13 protein-coding genes are annotated in these 13,885 nt (G+C 72.3%); 8 read left to right on the top strand and 5 right to left on the bottom strand.

Annotation, left to right across the window (positions count from 1 at the left end; genetic code table 11):
* Window positions 1–94: 94 nt before the first annotated feature.
* Complete coding sequence (locus tag J8M51_RS22365) at window positions 95–319, bottom strand: heavy-metal-associated domain-containing protein (protein WP_086757410.1); 225 nt, start codon at window positions 317–319, stop codon at window positions 95–97.
* 213 nt (window positions 320–532) lie between these two features.
* Here J8M51_RS22365 and J8M51_RS22360 point away from each other — a divergent pair, with 213 nt between their 5' ends.
* From J8M51_RS22360 to J8M51_RS22340, 5 genes are all read left to right on the top strand, one after another.
* On the top strand, window positions 533–2,341 hold the full coding sequence (locus tag J8M51_RS22360; RefSeq protein ID WP_267299417.1) for a methylmalonyl-CoA mutase subunit beta: 1,809 nt from the start codon (window positions 533–535) through the stop codon (window positions 2,339–2,341).
* Window positions 2,341–4,524 (top strand): methylmalonyl-CoA mutase, encoded by a 2,184-nt coding sequence (gene scpA / locus J8M51_RS22355; protein WP_086764031.1) that lies wholly within the window; start codon window positions 2,341–2,343, stop codon window positions 4,522–4,524. The genes J8M51_RS22360 and scpA overlap by 1 nt, the downstream gene beginning before the upstream one ends.
* Window positions 4,521–5,516 (top strand): methylmalonyl Co-A mutase-associated GTPase MeaB, encoded by a 996-nt coding sequence (gene meaB, locus J8M51_RS22350; protein WP_216589350.1) that lies wholly within the window; start codon window positions 4,521–4,523, stop codon window positions 5,514–5,516. The genes scpA and meaB overlap by 4 nt, the downstream gene beginning before the upstream one ends.
* A 112-nt stretch (window positions 5,517–5,628) precedes the next feature.
* Window positions 5,629–6,171, top strand: coding sequence for a hypothetical protein (locus J8M51_RS22345; RefSeq protein WP_267299416.1), 543 nt, complete (start codon window positions 5,629–5,631; stop codon window positions 6,169–6,171).
* Between the two features lie 155 nt (window positions 6,172–6,326).
* Window positions 6,327–7,025: a class F sortase gene (locus J8M51_RS22340; protein WP_267299415.1), complete on the top strand. Its 699-nt coding sequence runs from the start codon at window positions 6,327–6,329 to the stop codon at window positions 7,023–7,025.
* A gap of 45 nt (window positions 7,026–7,070) precedes the next feature.
* Here the strand turns inward: J8M51_RS22340 and J8M51_RS22335 are convergent, their stop codons facing one another.
* Window positions 7,071–8,855 carry an FAD-binding dehydrogenase gene (locus tag J8M51_RS22335; protein ID WP_086763404.1) on the bottom strand — a complete coding sequence of 595 codons (1,785 nt, stop codon included), beginning with the start codon at window positions 8,853–8,855 and terminating at the stop codon, window positions 7,071–7,073.
* 228 nt (window positions 8,856–9,083) lie between these two features.
* Here J8M51_RS22335 and J8M51_RS22330 point away from each other — a divergent pair, with 228 nt between their 5' ends.
* Together J8M51_RS22330 and J8M51_RS22325 are read left to right on the top strand one after the other, a co-directional pair.
* Complete coding sequence (locus J8M51_RS22330) at window positions 9,084–10,286, top strand: helix-turn-helix domain-containing protein (protein ID WP_216589353.1); 1,203 nt, start codon at window positions 9,084–9,086, stop codon at window positions 10,284–10,286.
* Window positions 10,287–10,430: 144 nt separating this feature from the next.
* Window positions 10,431–11,252, top strand: a complete 822-nt coding sequence (locus J8M51_RS22325; protein ID WP_086754957.1) for a carbonic anhydrase — start codon at window positions 10,431–10,433, stop codon at window positions 11,250–11,252.
* Between the two features lie 85 nt (window positions 11,253–11,337).
* Here J8M51_RS22325 and J8M51_RS22320 read toward each other — a convergent pair whose 3' ends face one another.
* Entirely contained in the window at window positions 11,338–11,775 is a 438-nt protein-coding gene (locus J8M51_RS22320; protein ID WP_086754958.1) for a DUF6299 family protein, read from the bottom strand.
* A 280-nt stretch (window positions 11,776–12,055) separates the two neighbouring features.
* Here J8M51_RS22320 and J8M51_RS22315 point away from each other — a divergent pair, with 280 nt between their 5' ends.
* The gene (locus J8M51_RS22315) at window positions 12,056–12,244 is read left to right on the top strand and encodes a DUF5999 family protein (protein WP_086754959.1); all 189 of its coding nucleotides are present in this window, start codon (window positions 12,056–12,058) and stop codon (window positions 12,242–12,244) included.
* A gap of 20 nt (window positions 12,245–12,264) precedes the next feature.
* On the opposite strand, the gene J8M51_RS22310 is transcribed toward J8M51_RS22315, so the two are convergent.
* Window positions 12,265–12,663, bottom strand: a complete 399-nt coding sequence (locus J8M51_RS22310) for a RidA family protein (protein WP_086754960.1) — start codon at window positions 12,661–12,663, stop codon at window positions 12,265–12,267.
* Complete coding sequence (locus J8M51_RS22305; RefSeq protein WP_086754961.1) at window positions 12,660–13,811, bottom strand: acyl-CoA dehydrogenase family protein; 1,152 nt, start codon at window positions 13,809–13,811, stop codon at window positions 12,660–12,662. The genes J8M51_RS22310 and J8M51_RS22305 overlap by 4 nt, the downstream gene beginning before the upstream one ends.
* Window positions 13,812–13,885 lie beyond the last annotated feature (74 nt).

Raw genomic sequence — 13,885 nt, 5'->3', positions numbered from 1 at the left:
TCCCCGGCTTGAGGGGATCCTCACACGGGTAGGGGGACCGGTTCATTGCCGTGTTCCGGCAACGTTGCCGCGCCTTCCCTTGCTGCTTCCCGGCTCAGGCCGCGGCCCGCCGCACGACCTCCGCCACCTCGTAGCCCGCCTCCTCGATGGCCGTGCGGACGGCCGTGTCGTCGACCGTCTCCCCGCGCACGGTCACCAGGCCGGCCCGTATGTCGACATCGACCTCGGTGACGCCGGGCACCCCGTCGACCTCCGCGGTGACGCTCGCGGCGCAGTGGCCGCAGCTCATCCCGAACACGGTGAAGTACTTCTCGGCCATGGGGTCGCTCCTGTCCTCGGTCGGCCCGGTGACCGCGCCGCGGAGGCGCACGGGCCGCGTGGCACGAGGTACGGCGGACCACCCCACGACGTTCATCCCAGGCCCGTAAGTGACCGGCAGGTAACCGGCCCGATTTCAAGGTCACCCCAGGGAGGGCAAGGTCACAGCCGCGTCCCCTGCTGCTCCTTTGTGTCTCTGGCCTAGCATCCGAGCATGACGGTCCTGCCTGACGACGGGCTTGAGCTGGCCGCCGAGTTCCCTGACGCAACCCACGAGCAGTGGCAGCGCCTTGTTGCGGGCGTGCTGCGCAAGTCGGGCAAGGACGTCGAGGGCGCTCAGGCCGAGGAAGCCCTGTCCACCGCGCTGGAGGACGGGCTGCGCACCCGTCCTCTCTACACCGCGCACGACATCGCGCCCCCGCCGGGTCTCCCCGGCTTCGCGCCCTTCGTCCGAGGAGGCCGGGCCGCGGGCAACACCGTCGGCGGCTGGGACGTACGCCAGCGGCACACGGCGGCGGACCACGACGCGGTGCTCGCGGACCTGGAGAACGGCGTCACCTCCCTGTGGCTGGTGGTCGGCGCGTCCGGTATGCCGGTGTCGTCGCTCGCCCCGGTCCTCGAAGGTGTCTACCTCGACCTCGCCCCGGTCGTCCTGGACGCGGGCGCCGAGTTCGAGCCCGCCGCACGGGAGTTGCTGCGGCTGTACGCCGAACGGGGTGTCACCGGGGAGGCCGCGCGCGGCAACCTGGGCGCCGACCCCCTCGGCCACCAGGCCCGCACCGGACAGGCGTACGACTTCGCCCCGGTCGCCGGCCTGGCGCGGCTGTGCGCGGAGCGGTACCCGGGGCTGCGCGCCCTGACCGTGGACGCCCTGCCGTACCACGAGGCCGGCGGTTCGGCCGCCCAGGAGCTGGGCGCCTCGCTCGCGACCGGTGTCGCGTATCTGCGGGAGCTGACCGCGTCCGGGCTGAGCGCCGAACAGGCCTGTGGGCAGCTGGAGTTCCGGTACGCGGCCACCGCCGACCAGTTCCTGACGATCGCCAAGCTGCGGGCCGCGCGGCGGCTGTGGGCCCGGGTCGCCGAGGTGTGCGGGGCGCCCGCCGCCGGGGCGCAGACGCAGGCCGCGGTGACCTCGCCGGTGATGATGACGCGCCGCGACCCGTGGGTGAACATGCTGCGCACCACCATCGCCACCCTGGCCGCCGGGGCGGGCGGCGCCGACTCGGTCACCGTGCTGCCCTTCGACCACGCGCTGGGGCTGCCGGACGCGTTCGCCCGGCGTATCGCCCGCAACACCTCCACGATCCTCATCGAGGAGTCCCACCTGGCCCGGGTCATCGACCCGGCGGGCGGCTCCTGGTACGTGGAACGGCTGACGGACGAACTCGCCCACGCGGGCTGGGATTTCTTCCGGCGGATCGAGCGACACGGCGGGCTGTCGGCCGCGTTGCGCTCGGGGCGGCTCGGCCAGGACCTCGCCGAGACCTGGGCGGCCCGCGGCGCGAAGCTGGCCAAGCGCCGCGAACCGGTCACCGGCGTCAGCGAGTTCCCGCATCTGGCCGAGAAGCCGGTGCTCCGCGAGCCCGCCCCCGAACCGCTGTCCGGCGGTCTCCCCCGTGTCACCCGCGACGAGGCGTACGAGGCGCTGCGCGCCCGCTCGGACGCCCATCTGGCCGCCACCGGCTCCCGGCCCCGGGTCTTCCTGGCCTCCCTCGGCCCCGCCGCCGCCCACACCGCCCGGACCACCTTCGCCGCCAACCTCTTCCAGGCGGGCGGCATCGAGCCGGTCGCCGAGGGCACCTTCGAGGAGAGCGGCGCCTCGGAGGTCTGTCTGTGCTCCAGCGACGCGCTCTACGAGGAGCGGGCCGCGACCGTGGCCGCCGAGCTGAAAGCCGCCGGGGCCGCGCATGTGTTCCTCGCCGGCCGTCCCGGGCAGTACACCGATGTCGACGCCCATGTCTTCGCGGGCTGCGACGCCGTGGCCGTGCTCTCCGCGACCCTCGACCGCATGGGAGTGTCCTGATGACCGTCCCCTCCATCCCCGACTTCTCCGGGATCGAGCTGGGCTCCCCGGCCCTCGACGGCGGCGCCGACGACTGGCGTGCGGCCGTCAAGAAGGCGTCCGACGGGGATGATCTGCTCTGGGAGACCCCGGAGGGCATCCCGGTCAAGCCGCTGTACACCGGGCAGGACCTGGAGGGCCTGGATTTCCTGGGCACGTACCCGGGCGTGGCCCCGTATCTGCGCGGCCCGTACCCGACGATGTACGTCAACCAGCCCTGGACGATCCGCCAGTACGCGGGCTTCTCCACGGCCGAGGAGTCCAACGCCTTCTACCGCCGCAATCTGGCGGCCGGTCAGAAGGGCCTGTCCGTCGCCTTCGACCTGCCGACCCACCGGGGCTACGACAGCGACCACCCGCGCGTGACCGGTGACGTCGGCATGGCGGGCGTGGCGATCGACTCGATCCTCGACATGCGGCAGCTCTTCGACGGCATCCCCCTCGACAAGATGACCGTGTCCATGACGATGAACGGCGCGGTGCTGCCCGTGCTCGCGCTCTACATCGTGGCGGCCGAGGAGCAGGGGGTGCCGGCGGAGAAGCTGGCGGGGACCATCCAGAACGACATCCTCAAGGAGTTCATGGTCCGCAACACCTACATCTATCCGCCGAAGCCGTCGATGCGGATCATCTCCGACATCTTCGCCTTCACCTCGCAGAAGATGCCCCGCTACAACTCGATCTCCATCTCCGGCTACCACATCCAGGAGGCCGGGGCGACGGCCGACCTGGAGCTGGCGTACACCCTCGCGGACGGTGTCGAGTACATCCGCGCGGGCCGTGAGGCGGGCCTGGACGTGGACGCGTTCGCACCCCGGCTGTCGTTCTTCTGGGCGATCGGCATGAACTTCTTCATGGAGGTCGCCAAGCTGCGCGCGGCCCGTCTGCTGTGGGCCAAGCTGGTGAGGCAGTTCGACCCCAAGAACTCCAAGTCGCTCTCCCTGCGCACCCATTCGCAGACCTCGGGCTGGTCGCTGACCGCGCAGGACGTCTTCAACAACGTCACCCGTACGTGTGTGGAGGCGATGGCGGCCACCCAGGGCCACACCCAGTCGCTGCACACCAACGCCCTCGACGAGGCCCTCGCGCTGCCCACCGACTTCTCGGCGCGCATCGCCCGCAACACCCAGCTCCTCATCCAGCAGGAGTCCGGCACCACCCGGGCCATCGACCCGTGGGGCGGCAGCGCCTACGTCGAGAAGCTGACGTACGACCTCGCCCGCCGCGCCTGGCAGCACATCCAGGAGGTCGAGGCGGCGGGCGGCATGGCCCAGGCCATCGACGCCGGCATCCCCAAGCTGCGCGTGGAGGAGGCCGCCGCCCGTACCCAGGCCCGGATCGACTCCGGACGGCAGCCGGTCATCGGTGTCAACAAGTACCGGGTCGACAGCGACGAGCAGATCGACGTCCTCAAGGTCGACAACTCCTCCGTCCGCGCCCAGCAGATCGAGAAGCTGCGGCGGCTGCGCGCGGAGCGCGACGAGCGGGCCTGCCAGGACTCGCTGGACGCGCTGACCCGCGCGGCCGGCGGCGAGGGCAACCTGCTGGAGCTGGCCGTGAACGCGGCCCGCGCCAAGGCCACCGTCGGCGAGATCTCCGACGCCCTGGAGAAGGTCTACGGCCGGCACGCGAGCCAGATCCGTACGATCTCCGGGGTGTACCGCAACGAAGCAGGCGAGTCCCCGAACGTGGAGCGCACCCGGAGTCTGGTGGACGGCTTCGCCGAGGCCGAGGGCCGCCGCCCGCGCATCCTGGTCGCCAAGATGGGGCAGGACGGCCACGACCGGGGCCAGAAGGTGATCGCGACCGCCTTCGCCGACCTGGGCTTCGACGTGGACGTCGGCCCGCTCTTCCAGACCCCGGCCGAGGTGGCCCGCCAGGCCGTCGAGGCGGATGTGCACATCGTCGGGGTGTCGTCGCTGGCAGCCGGGCATCTCACCCTCGTCCCGGCGCTGAAGGAGCAGCTGGCCGAGGAGGGCCGCGAGGACATCATGATCGTGGTCGGCGGGGTGATCCCGCCGCAGGACGTGCCGACGCTCCTGGAGATGGGCGCGGCGGCCGTCTTCCCGCCGGGCACGGTCATCCCGGACGCGGCGTACGACCTGGTGGAGCGGCTGTCGGACGACCTCGGGCACGCCCGGTGATCGATGTCGACGCCTACGCCAAGGGTGTCCTCGACGGGAAGCGGGCGGTCATCGCCCGCGCCATCACCCTCGTCGAGTCCACCCGGCCCCAGCACCGGGCGCTGGCCCAGGAGTTGCTGACCGCGCTGCTGCCGCACAGCGGACGGGCGCGGCGGATCGGGGTCAGCGGGGTACCGGGGGTCGGCAAGTCGACGTTCATCGACGCGTTCGGCACGATGCTGACCTCGCTCGGGCACCGGGTGGCGGTGCTGGCGGTGGACCCTTCGTCGAGCCGTACGGGCGGTTCGATCCTCGGCGACAAGACCCGTATGGAGCGGCTGGCCGTCGACCCGGCGGCCTTCGTACGGCCCTCGCCCACGGCCGGGACGCTCGGCGGGGTCGCGAAGGCCACCCGGGAGTCGATCGTGGTGATGGAGGCGGCGGGCTACGACGTGGTGCTGGTGGAGACCGTCGGCGTCGGCCAGTCCGAGACGGCCGTCGCGAACATGGTCGACTCCTTCCTGCTCCTCACCCTGGCCCGGACCGGCGACCAGCTCCAGGGCATCAAGAAGGGCGTCCTGGAGCTGGCCGACGTGCTCGCCGTCAACAAGGCGGACGGCCCGCACGAACGCGACGCCCGGACGGCGGCCCGTGAGCTGGCGGGCGCCCTGCGGCTGATGCACGGCAGGGACGCGGCCTGGGCACCGCCGGTGCTGAGCTGCAGCGCCCGCGAGTCGACCGGCCTGGACACGGTCTGGGAGCGGCTGGAGCAGCACCGCGCGCTCCTGGACTCCACCGGCCGGCTCGCCGCGCGGCGGCGGGACCAGCAGATCGACTGGACCTGGTCGATGGTCCGCGACGAACTCCTCGACCGGCTGCGCACCCACCCCGGCGTCCGCTCCCTCGCGCCCGGACTCGAACAACAGGTCAGGGAGGGCGAGCTGACGGCGACGCGGGCCGCGGAACGCATCCTGGAGGCCTTCGGGGAGCAGGCCCCCGGTTCACCCGGCTGAGCGCCCTGAGTGGTGGTGGAGTGCGATCCGGCTGACGGTGGATCACGTCGGAGCCGGGTCACGTCAGCTGACGAAGCACCAGCTGCCCGCGCTGCGGCGGAAGGACCATCAGATGCGTATCGCCCGCATGCTGCTCGTTACCGCGGCGGCCACCGCCGTCCTCGGCGTCACCGCGCCCGGCGCGTTCGCCGACGGTGACGCGTGGGAGCACAAGGACAATGGCTACAGCAAGGAGCACGACAAGGACGGCAGCCACGACGGACCGCGCGGCGGGGTTCACACGGGTGGCGGTGCGCTGACCTCGCTCACCGACGCGCAGGAGTGGGACTCCGAGCGGGGCGCCAAGCCCGACGCCGGGGGCTACGACCAGGCGGAGGAATCCACCAAGGAGTCCAAGGAGTCCAAGGAGTCCTGGAAGGGCGAGAGCGGCAAGGAGTCGTGGAAGGGCGAGAGCGACAAGGGTTCCTGGAAGGACGAGCAGGAGGAAGAGGGCGGCTGGAAGGCCGACCACGACAAGCCGCGCGGCGGGATGCACACCGGGGGCGGCGCCCTCGCCTCGCCGACGGCGACCGCGGGCGGTATGGCCGTCCTCGCGGTGGCCGGCACGGGGATGTACGCCCTGCGCCGCAAGAAGACCGCGGGAAGCGTGGCCTGATCCCGTGCCGAGCGCGATACCTGGCCCGATAGCCACCGGGCCGCCGCACCGTGTGTCGTGCGGCGGCCCGGTGGGGGCTGGTCGCGCAGTGCCTCGCGCCCCTGAGAAGCAGGGGCCGCGCCCGTTCCGCTGCCGTACCTGGTGAGGTGGTTCCGATGGCAGCCCACACTCCTCCTCCCGGCACCGACCCGGTGCCGGCCCGCCCCGGCGCCCGCGTCAATCTGACCGTGCTGTGCGGCGTGGTGCTGATGATCCTGGCGGTGAGTCTGTTCGGCGGCGAGGACTCCTCGTCCGACGCCTCCCGCCCGCCGAACGCCCGGCACGCCCCGCAGGCCGCCCCCGCCTCCTCCCCCGCCGAGGAGACCGCCCCCGCCGAACGGCCGCGGGAGCGACGGCCGCGCGACCCCGGGGCCAGACCGATCCGGCTGCTCATCCCGAAGATCGGTGTGAGCGCCCCCTTCGTCCCCCTCGCCGTCGGCCGCGACGGGCAGCTCGACGCCCCGCCAGCCGACGACACCAACCTCGTCGGCTGGCACGCCGACGGCGCCGCGCCCGGGGAGCGGGGCACCTCGATCATCGCCGGGCACGTCGACACGGCGACCGCGCCGGCCGTCTTCGCGGGGCTGAGCGAACTGGAGGAGGGGGACGTCTTCCGCGTCGCGCGGGCGGACGGCAGCCGGGTGTCCTTCGTGGTCGACGACGTGGAGACGTTCGAGAAGGACGACTTCCCCGACGAGCGGGTGTACGCCGACGCGTCCCGCCCCGAGGTCCGGCTGATCACCTGCGCCGGCGCCTACGACCGCAAGGTCAAGGACTACACGGAGAACCTGGTGGTGTTCGCGCACCGGGTGTGACGGCATGAGGGCGCGCGCGGGCACGCCCTCACCTCCGTCGTGGGATCAGCCGGTGGCCTCCGCCGCCGCCTTGCCCGACTGGCGGCCCGAGAAGAGGCAGCCGCCGAGGAAGGTGCCCTCCAGGGAGCGGTAGCCGTGGACCCCGCCGCCGCCGAAGCCGGCGACCTCTCCGGCCGCGTAGAGACCGGGGACCGGGTTGCCGGAGGCGTTCAGGACACGGCCGGAGAGGTCGGTCTGGAGGCCGCCGAGGGTCTTGCGGGTCAGGATGTTGAGGCGTACGGCGATCAGCGGGTGGGCGCCCGTGTCCATGATCTTGTGGGCGGAGGCCGTGCGGCTGAGCGTGTCGCCCGGGTACTTGAGGGCGTTGCGGATGCCCATGACCTGGACGTCCTTGGTGTACTCGTTGTCGATCTCGCGGTCGCGGGCCTCGATCTGCCGGGTCAGGTCGGCGAGGTCGATCAGGTTCTCCCCCGTCAGCTTGTTCATGCCGCGGACCATCTCGGACAGGGACGAGGCGACGACGAAGTCCACACCGTTCTTCTTGAACTTCTCGATCGGCTCCGGGGTCTGCCAGATGCGCGAGAGGAGCATCCAGATGTTCTTCTCGGTGAGGTCCGGGTTCTGCTCGGAGCCGGAGAGCGCGAACTCCTTGGCGAGGATCTTCTGCGTGGTCACGAACCAGGAGTAGTCGTACCCGGTGTCGGTGATCGTCTTGAGGGTGTGGAGGGTGTCGTAGCCCGGGATGTCGGGGGTGTTGAAGCGCTTGCCGGTGGCGGAGAACCACATGGAGGACGGGCCGGGCAGGATGCGGATGCCGTGGCCGGGCCAGATCGGGTCGTAGTTGCGCAGGCCCTCGGTGTAGTGCCACATCCGGTCGGGGTTGACGATCCGGCCGCCCGCCTTCTCGGTGATGGCGAGCATCCGGCCGTCCACGTGCGCGGGCACACCGGTGATCATCGTCTTGGGCGCGGCGCCCATCCGGGCGGGCCAGTTGGCGCGGACCAGGTCGTGGTTGGCGCCGATGCCGCCGGAGGTGACGACGACGACCGGGGCCTTCAGTTCGAAGGAGCCGACGACCGTGCGGGAGCTGGGCTTGCCGCGCGAGACACTGCTCGGCTCCAGGATCGCGCCCTGGACACCGGTGACGGTGCCGTTGGTGGTCACCAGGCCGTCGACGCGGTGGCGGAACTTGAAGGTGACGTTCCCGGCCGACACGGCCGCCCGTACCTTCTTCTCGAAGGGCTCGACCACGGCCGGGCCGGTGCCCCAGGTGACGTGGAAGCGGGGCACCGAGTTGCCGTGGCCGTCCGCGAGGCCACCGCCGCGCTCGGCCCAGCCGACGATCGGGAACCACTGCATGCCCATCCCGGCGAGCCAGGACCGCTTCTCGCCGGAGGCGAAGTCCACATACGCCTCGGCCCACTTGTAGGCCCAGTGGTCCTGGCCGGACGCGTCGTCGACGCCCCGGTCGAAGCCGGCCGTGCCCAGCCAGTCCTGCCAGGCCAGGGCCTTGTTGTCCTTGATGCCCATCAGGCGCTGTTCGTCGGAGTTGACGAGGAACAGTCCGCCGAAGGACCAGAAGGCCTGGCCGCCGAGGCTCGCCTCCGGTTCCTGGTCGAGCAGCAGCACCTTGCGGCCGGCGGCCGCGAGTTCGGCGGTGGCGACGAGACCGGCGAGGCCGTGGCCGACCACGATCGCGTCCGCGTCGTACGACGTCGCGGCGAAGGCGGTCCCCGCCTGCGCGGCGAGGGCGGCGCCGGCGAGCACGCCACCGGTCGTCGTCAGGACCCGGCGACGGCTGACCCCGTCCGGGGAGGCGGAGTTCTCCATGGAAATGGACACAGGCGTGGACCTTCCGAGGGGAGGGACGGGAAGTACGCGCGGGACGGGGGCTGTTCCTGCGACATCAGCGCTGTTACCGTCGGTAGCCCTCAAGGAAACCAGCTCGACACAGCCGTGGGGTAGTGGCCGGGGATCAACACATCCACCCTTCGTTGTGGCCCGGCGACAGCACCGGGGACGGAACGGAAGGGTGGGCACGGGAGGGGAGAAGCGCCCATGACGGTCGTCCACGAGCGCGAGCCGGTCACCGGCGTCCTGCGGGCCATGGCCGCCGACACGGACGTCTGCGCGGAACTGGTCCGCGCGGCCCGCAGCCGCTCCCCCGAACTGGCCCGGCTCGGCGAGACGGAGACCCTCTCCCATGTCAACGCCCTGATCGGCGCCGCGGAGACCTGGCTCACCACGCTCGGCCGGGTCGAGGACCATGACTTCGCCGCCGCGCTGCTGCTCGGCGCCGACCGCGCGGCCCAGGGCATCCCGATGACCGCCGTGCTGCGCGGGGTGCAGGCCGCCCTCACCCGGGTCGTGGAGATCACCGTGGAGCGCAGCCGCTCGGCCGGGGTGTCCGACGCCGATCTGCTCACCGTCGTCCTGCGGCTGAAGGAGTACGGCGACGCCGTGGAGCGGCATGTCGTGGGCGGCTACCGCGCCGCCGAGTCGGGTACCCCGCGCGGGGCGGGCGAGGCCCGCGCCCGGCTGTTGCGGCGACTGCTGACCGAGGGCGACGACAGCCCCGTACCGTCCCGTGAGGAGCTGGCGCGGGAGGGGCTTCGGGCGCACGGCCGGTACCGCTGTCTCGTGGCGGACCCCGGCGATCCGGCGCACGCCCGCGCGCTCGCCGCCCGGCTCTCCGCACTGCCCGGGGTCTTCGGGGTCGTCGACGGCCGGGCGGTGGGGCTGTGTCCCCGGCTGCCGGGGCACGAGGAGCTGACCGGGTGGGGCGGGGACGGGACGGCGCTCGTCGTCGCGTCCCCGGTCGCCACGCCGGAGCGGCTGCGTCCGCTGTACCGGCTGTGCGTAAGGGGGTTGGAGGTCGGTGGGCGGCGGGGACTGCGCGGGGTGCGTGAACTGACCGATCTGGCCGGGGAGATCGCGATGGCGGACCACTCCGTGCTGGGCGCGGCGCTCAGCGGCCGGTACCTCGGCGGACTCGATCCGGCGGACGGCTTCCACCGTCAACTGGCGCTCACGGCACTGGCGTTCCTAGACAGCGGCCGACGGCTCGACCGGACCGCGACGGCGTTGTTCACCCACCCCAACACCGTCCGCTACCGCCTCGGCCGGCTGCACCACCTCACCGGTACCTCGCTCACCGACGGCTCGCTCGACGGTCCGTCCGGGACGCTGGCGACGCTGCACTGGTGGTGGGCGCTGACGACCTGGCTGGACACGGGCGCAGAGAGCGCTCCCACGCCGTAAAGCGAACAACAGGGGACCGGCTGTCCAAAAACCTTCCCCGAAGTGGCCAAGAACCCTTCAAGGGACAGCCATGTTTGATCAACGCTCGTCCATGATTGGGCAACTTGAACGTTTGAGCGTTTAGCCGGACGTACGTTCCTGCCCGTGAACTCTGACGCGACACCCCCCAGAGGTGACGGCGCCGAGGCGACCGCCGCCGACGCCGACGCCCCGATAGCCCACGCGAAGCCGCGCGGCCGGCGCTCACTCCTGCGCGCCGCGCTGGCCGGTACGGCCGTCATCGGCGGCGGCCTCGCGGTCGGCGCCTTCCCGGCCGACGCCGAGACCGTCTCCCGCTCCACCCGCGCCACCTCCAAGCCCTCCGCCGCCACCCGCACGCGGCCGAGCACGGCGGACGAGGCGCTGAAGGAGCTGTCGAAGGGCAACCGCCGCTGGCGGACCCTTCGCCAGCAGCACCCGAACGAGGGCCCCGCGGCCCGCAAGGCCGCGGCGGCCGGTCAGCAGCCCTTCGCCCTGATCCTCGGCTGCATCGACTCCCGGGTCCCCCCGGAGCTGGTCTTCGACCAGGGCATCGGCGATCTGATGGACGTGCGCAGCGCGGGCGAGGTGCTGGACCAGTCGGTGCTCGGCAGCGTCAAGTACGGCGTCCTCGAACTGGACATCCCGCTGGTCGTGGTGCTCGGTCACCAGTCCTGCGGCGCCGTGAAGGCGGCCGTCGCGGTGGACGAGAGCGGTGAGGAACTGCCCAGCGGCATCCAGTACATCGCCGACGAGATCGCCCCGGCCATCGACCACCGTGTCACCGGTGACGCCCGGGTCGCGGCGACCATCGACGCCAACGTCCGGCTGGTCCGCTCCAAGCTGGCCGCCGACTCCGATCTCGCCGCCAAGCTGAAGGCGGGCGAGGTCTCGATCGTCGGAGCCCGCTACGACCTGACGACGCAGCGTGTGCACCTGCTGAAGTAACACAGGCCCTGGCAAGGGGAAGGCGGCTCCGGTGAACCACCCACCACCGGGGCCGCCTTCGTGTGTGTCATGGCGTGCGCCGGGCTCAGCCCTCGACGAGGGTGATGTCCTGCTGCCGCATCGCGTGGAACCTGGGAAGCGGCAGACCGCTGCCCGACAGCTCCGTGATCGTGGCCTCCACCCGTGCCGTGCCCGGCAGGAAACGGCCCGGCTGCGCCCGGTCGGTGTTGGTCCAGGTGTGCACCGCCCCGTCGCAGACCGCCGTCGAGCCACCGACGCCCTTGCGGACCCGGCTGTCGCCCTGCTGGAGCGAGGACGACACGAAGACGGGGCCGTTGCCGCCGAGGCAGCGATAGGTGCCGGAGAGGGTGAGCCTGCCGTCCGGGGCGACGGTCCCGGTCGGGTCGATGGTCACCGTCTCGGACGGCTCGGTGGCGGCACCGGCGGACGGGACGGCGGCGAGCAGGAACAGCGCGGCGCCGAGGACCGCGCCGGCGGCCCGGGGAACAGGGGTACGGAACATCCGTCGACCTCCTTGAACTGGGGTTCATGAGGTTCCAGGGGTACCGGGCGCGCCTGTCCGTTCAGGTGATCATCACCCCATCGTCGGCGCGTCGGTTCCGCCGTCCTCACTACCGGGTACGACCCGCGCACCGGGGGTTATGTCCGCGTCCTGTCACAGGACGTCCGGGTGCTGTCACGTCTCCGGAAACGGTGTGGCGATGAGTTCCGGGCGCGGGCATCGTCAGTAGTGCGAGGCGGTGACACACCGCCGGATCTCGACAACGACGTGGAGGCGCGCCATGTGTTCACACCAGCCCCTGTGCCCCTCGGCAGACAACTCCGACCGCGGCGCCGCGCATGTCGTCGCCTTCCACCCCGAGCAGGGCTGGAACCTGCTGTGCAACGGGGCGATCGTCTTCGACGACACCGGTGAGATCCTGCCCGACGGCAGCGTCGTCGCGCCGAGCCGTCTCGCCGTCGCCGCCTGACACCCGACGGGCAGGTACGGCTACGGCAGCACCGCGAAGCCGTCCAGCTCCACCAACGCCCGCTCGTCCCACAGCCGTACGACGCCGATCACCGCCATCGCGGGAAAGTCCCGGCCCGCCAACCTCCGCCATGTACGGCCGAGTTCGGGGGCCCGGAGCCGGTAGTCGGCGACATCCGTCGCGTAGACGGTGACCCGGGCGAGGTCGGCCGGTGTGCCGCCGGCGGCCTCCAGCGCGGTCAGCAGATTGCCGAGCGCCCGCTCGAACTGCTCCTCCAGCGTCTCCCCCACGACCTTGCCGTCCGCGTCGAGCGCGGTCTGGCCCGCCAGGAACACGACCCGCGTGCCGGTGGCGACCACCGCGTGCGAGAAGCCGGTGGGCGGTGACAGCCCGGCGGGGTTCACCCGCTCGACGCTCATGACGACCGCCCTTCCCGCGACTGCCGCGACGCGGCCCGCCGGTACAACTCCTTCGCGATGACCGCCCGTTGCACCTCGCTCGCCCCCTCGTAGATACGCGGCGCCCGCACCTCCCGGTAGAGGTGTTCGAGCAGATGGCCGCGGCGCAGCGCCCGCGCCCCGTGCAGTTGCACGGCCGCGTCCACGACGTACTGGGCGGTCTCCGTGGCCAGCAGCTTCGCCATCGCGGCCCGCCGGGGCACGTCCGGATCGCCGGAGTCGTACGCCGCTGCCGCCACGTAGACCATCAGCCGGGCCGCCTCCGTGCGCAGCGCCATCTCGGCGACCTGGTGGGCGACGGTCTGGAGGTCGCTCAACTTGCCGCCGAACGCGTCCCGTTCGGCGGTGTGGGCGAGGGTCGCGTCCAGAGCCGCCTCGGCCATGCCGACCGCGAACGCGCCGACACTCGGGCGGAACAGGTTGAGGGTGGCCATGGCGACACGGAAGCCCCGGTCGGGGGCGCCGAGGACGTCGTCGGCCGTGACGGGGACGGCGTCGAGGCCGAGGGCGCCGATGGGGTGCGGGGAGAGCATGTCGAGCGGGGTGCCGGTGAGACCGGGGCGGTCGGCCGGGACCAGGAAGGCGGTCACCCCGCGCGAGCCGGCGTCGGGGGTGGTGCGGGCGAAGACGGTGTAGAGGTCGGCCTCGGGGGCGTTGGAGATCCAGCACTTCTCGCCGGTCAGCCGCCAGCGGCCGGGGCCGTCGGGCTCGGCGCGCAGGGCGAGGGCCGCCGCGTCGGAGCCGGCGCCCGGCTCGCTGAGCGCGAAGGCCGCGACCGCGTCGCCGTCGCCGACCCGGGGCAGCCAGCGGGCGCGCTGGGCGGGCGTGCCATGGGCATGCACCGGATGGGCGCCGAGGCCCTGGAGGGCCAGTGCCGTCTCGGCCTCCGTGCAGACGTACGCCAGGGACTCGCGCATCAGACACAGGTCGAGCGCGCCCGAGGTGAAGAGCCGGGCGAGGAGCCCCATACGGCCCAGCTCGGCGAGGAGGGGGCGGTTGACCCGGCCGGGCTCGCCCTTGTCGGCGAGGGGGCGCAGCCGTTCGACGGCCTGGGCACGCAGTTCGGCACGCCAGGCGAGTTGCTCCGGTTCGAGTGAGAATGCGGTCATTGCCCGTCCCTTCTCCCCCGGCGACCTGCCGCCACGACAGGCCCCCGGGACCCTCACCGAGGTTATCGCGAACT

This window comes from Streptomyces griseiscabiei (assembly GCF_020010925.1).
In the GTDB taxonomy this organism is placed as follows: Bacteria; Actinomycetota; Actinomycetes; order Streptomycetales; family Streptomycetaceae; genus Streptomyces; species Streptomyces griseiscabiei.
The sequence above is the reverse complement of the archived record's forward strand: the minus strand, read 5'-3'. Positions and strand labels throughout refer to the sequence as shown.

What these genes read in the sequence shown, in the direction of transcription:
- J8M51_RS22330 (WP_216589353.1), top strand. Translation starts at nt 9,084, where the DNA reads ATGACGGTCGTCCACGAGCGCGAGCCGGTCACCGGCGTCCTGCGGGCC.
- J8M51_RS22305 (WP_086754961.1), bottom strand. Translation starts at nt 13,811, where the DNA reads ATGACCGCATTCTCACTCGAACCGGAGCAACTCGCCTGGCGTGCCGAA.
- scpA (WP_086764031.1), top strand. Translation starts at nt 2,341, where the DNA reads ATGACCGTCCCCTCCATCCCCGACTTCTCCGGGATCGAGCTGGGCTCC.
- J8M51_RS22365 (WP_086757410.1), bottom strand. Translation starts at nt 319, where the DNA reads ATGGCCGAGAAGTACTTCACCGTGTTCGGGATGAGCTGCGGCCACTGC.
- J8M51_RS22320 (WP_086754958.1), bottom strand. Translation starts at nt 11,775, where the DNA reads ATGTTCCGTACCCCTGTTCCCCGGGCCGCCGGCGCGGTCCTCGGCGCC.
- J8M51_RS22335 (WP_086763404.1), bottom strand. Translation starts at nt 8,855, where the DNA reads ATGGAGAACTCCGCCTCCCCGGACGGGGTCAGCCGTCGCCGGGTCCTG.
- J8M51_RS22360 (WP_267299417.1), top strand. Translation starts at nt 533, where the DNA reads ATGACGGTCCTGCCTGACGACGGGCTTGAGCTGGCCGCCGAGTTCCCT.
- J8M51_RS22310 (WP_086754960.1), bottom strand. Translation starts at nt 12,663, where the DNA reads ATGAGCGTCGAGCGGGTGAACCCCGCCGGGCTGTCACCGCCCACCGGC.
- J8M51_RS22340 (WP_267299415.1), top strand. Translation starts at nt 6,327, where the DNA reads ATGGCAGCCCACACTCCTCCTCCCGGCACCGACCCGGTGCCGGCCCGC.
- J8M51_RS22315 (WP_086754959.1), top strand. Translation starts at nt 12,056, where the DNA reads ATGTGTTCACACCAGCCCCTGTGCCCCTCGGCAGACAACTCCGACCGC.
- J8M51_RS22345 (WP_267299416.1), top strand. Translation starts at nt 5,629, where the DNA reads ATGCGTATCGCCCGCATGCTGCTCGTTACCGCGGCGGCCACCGCCGTC.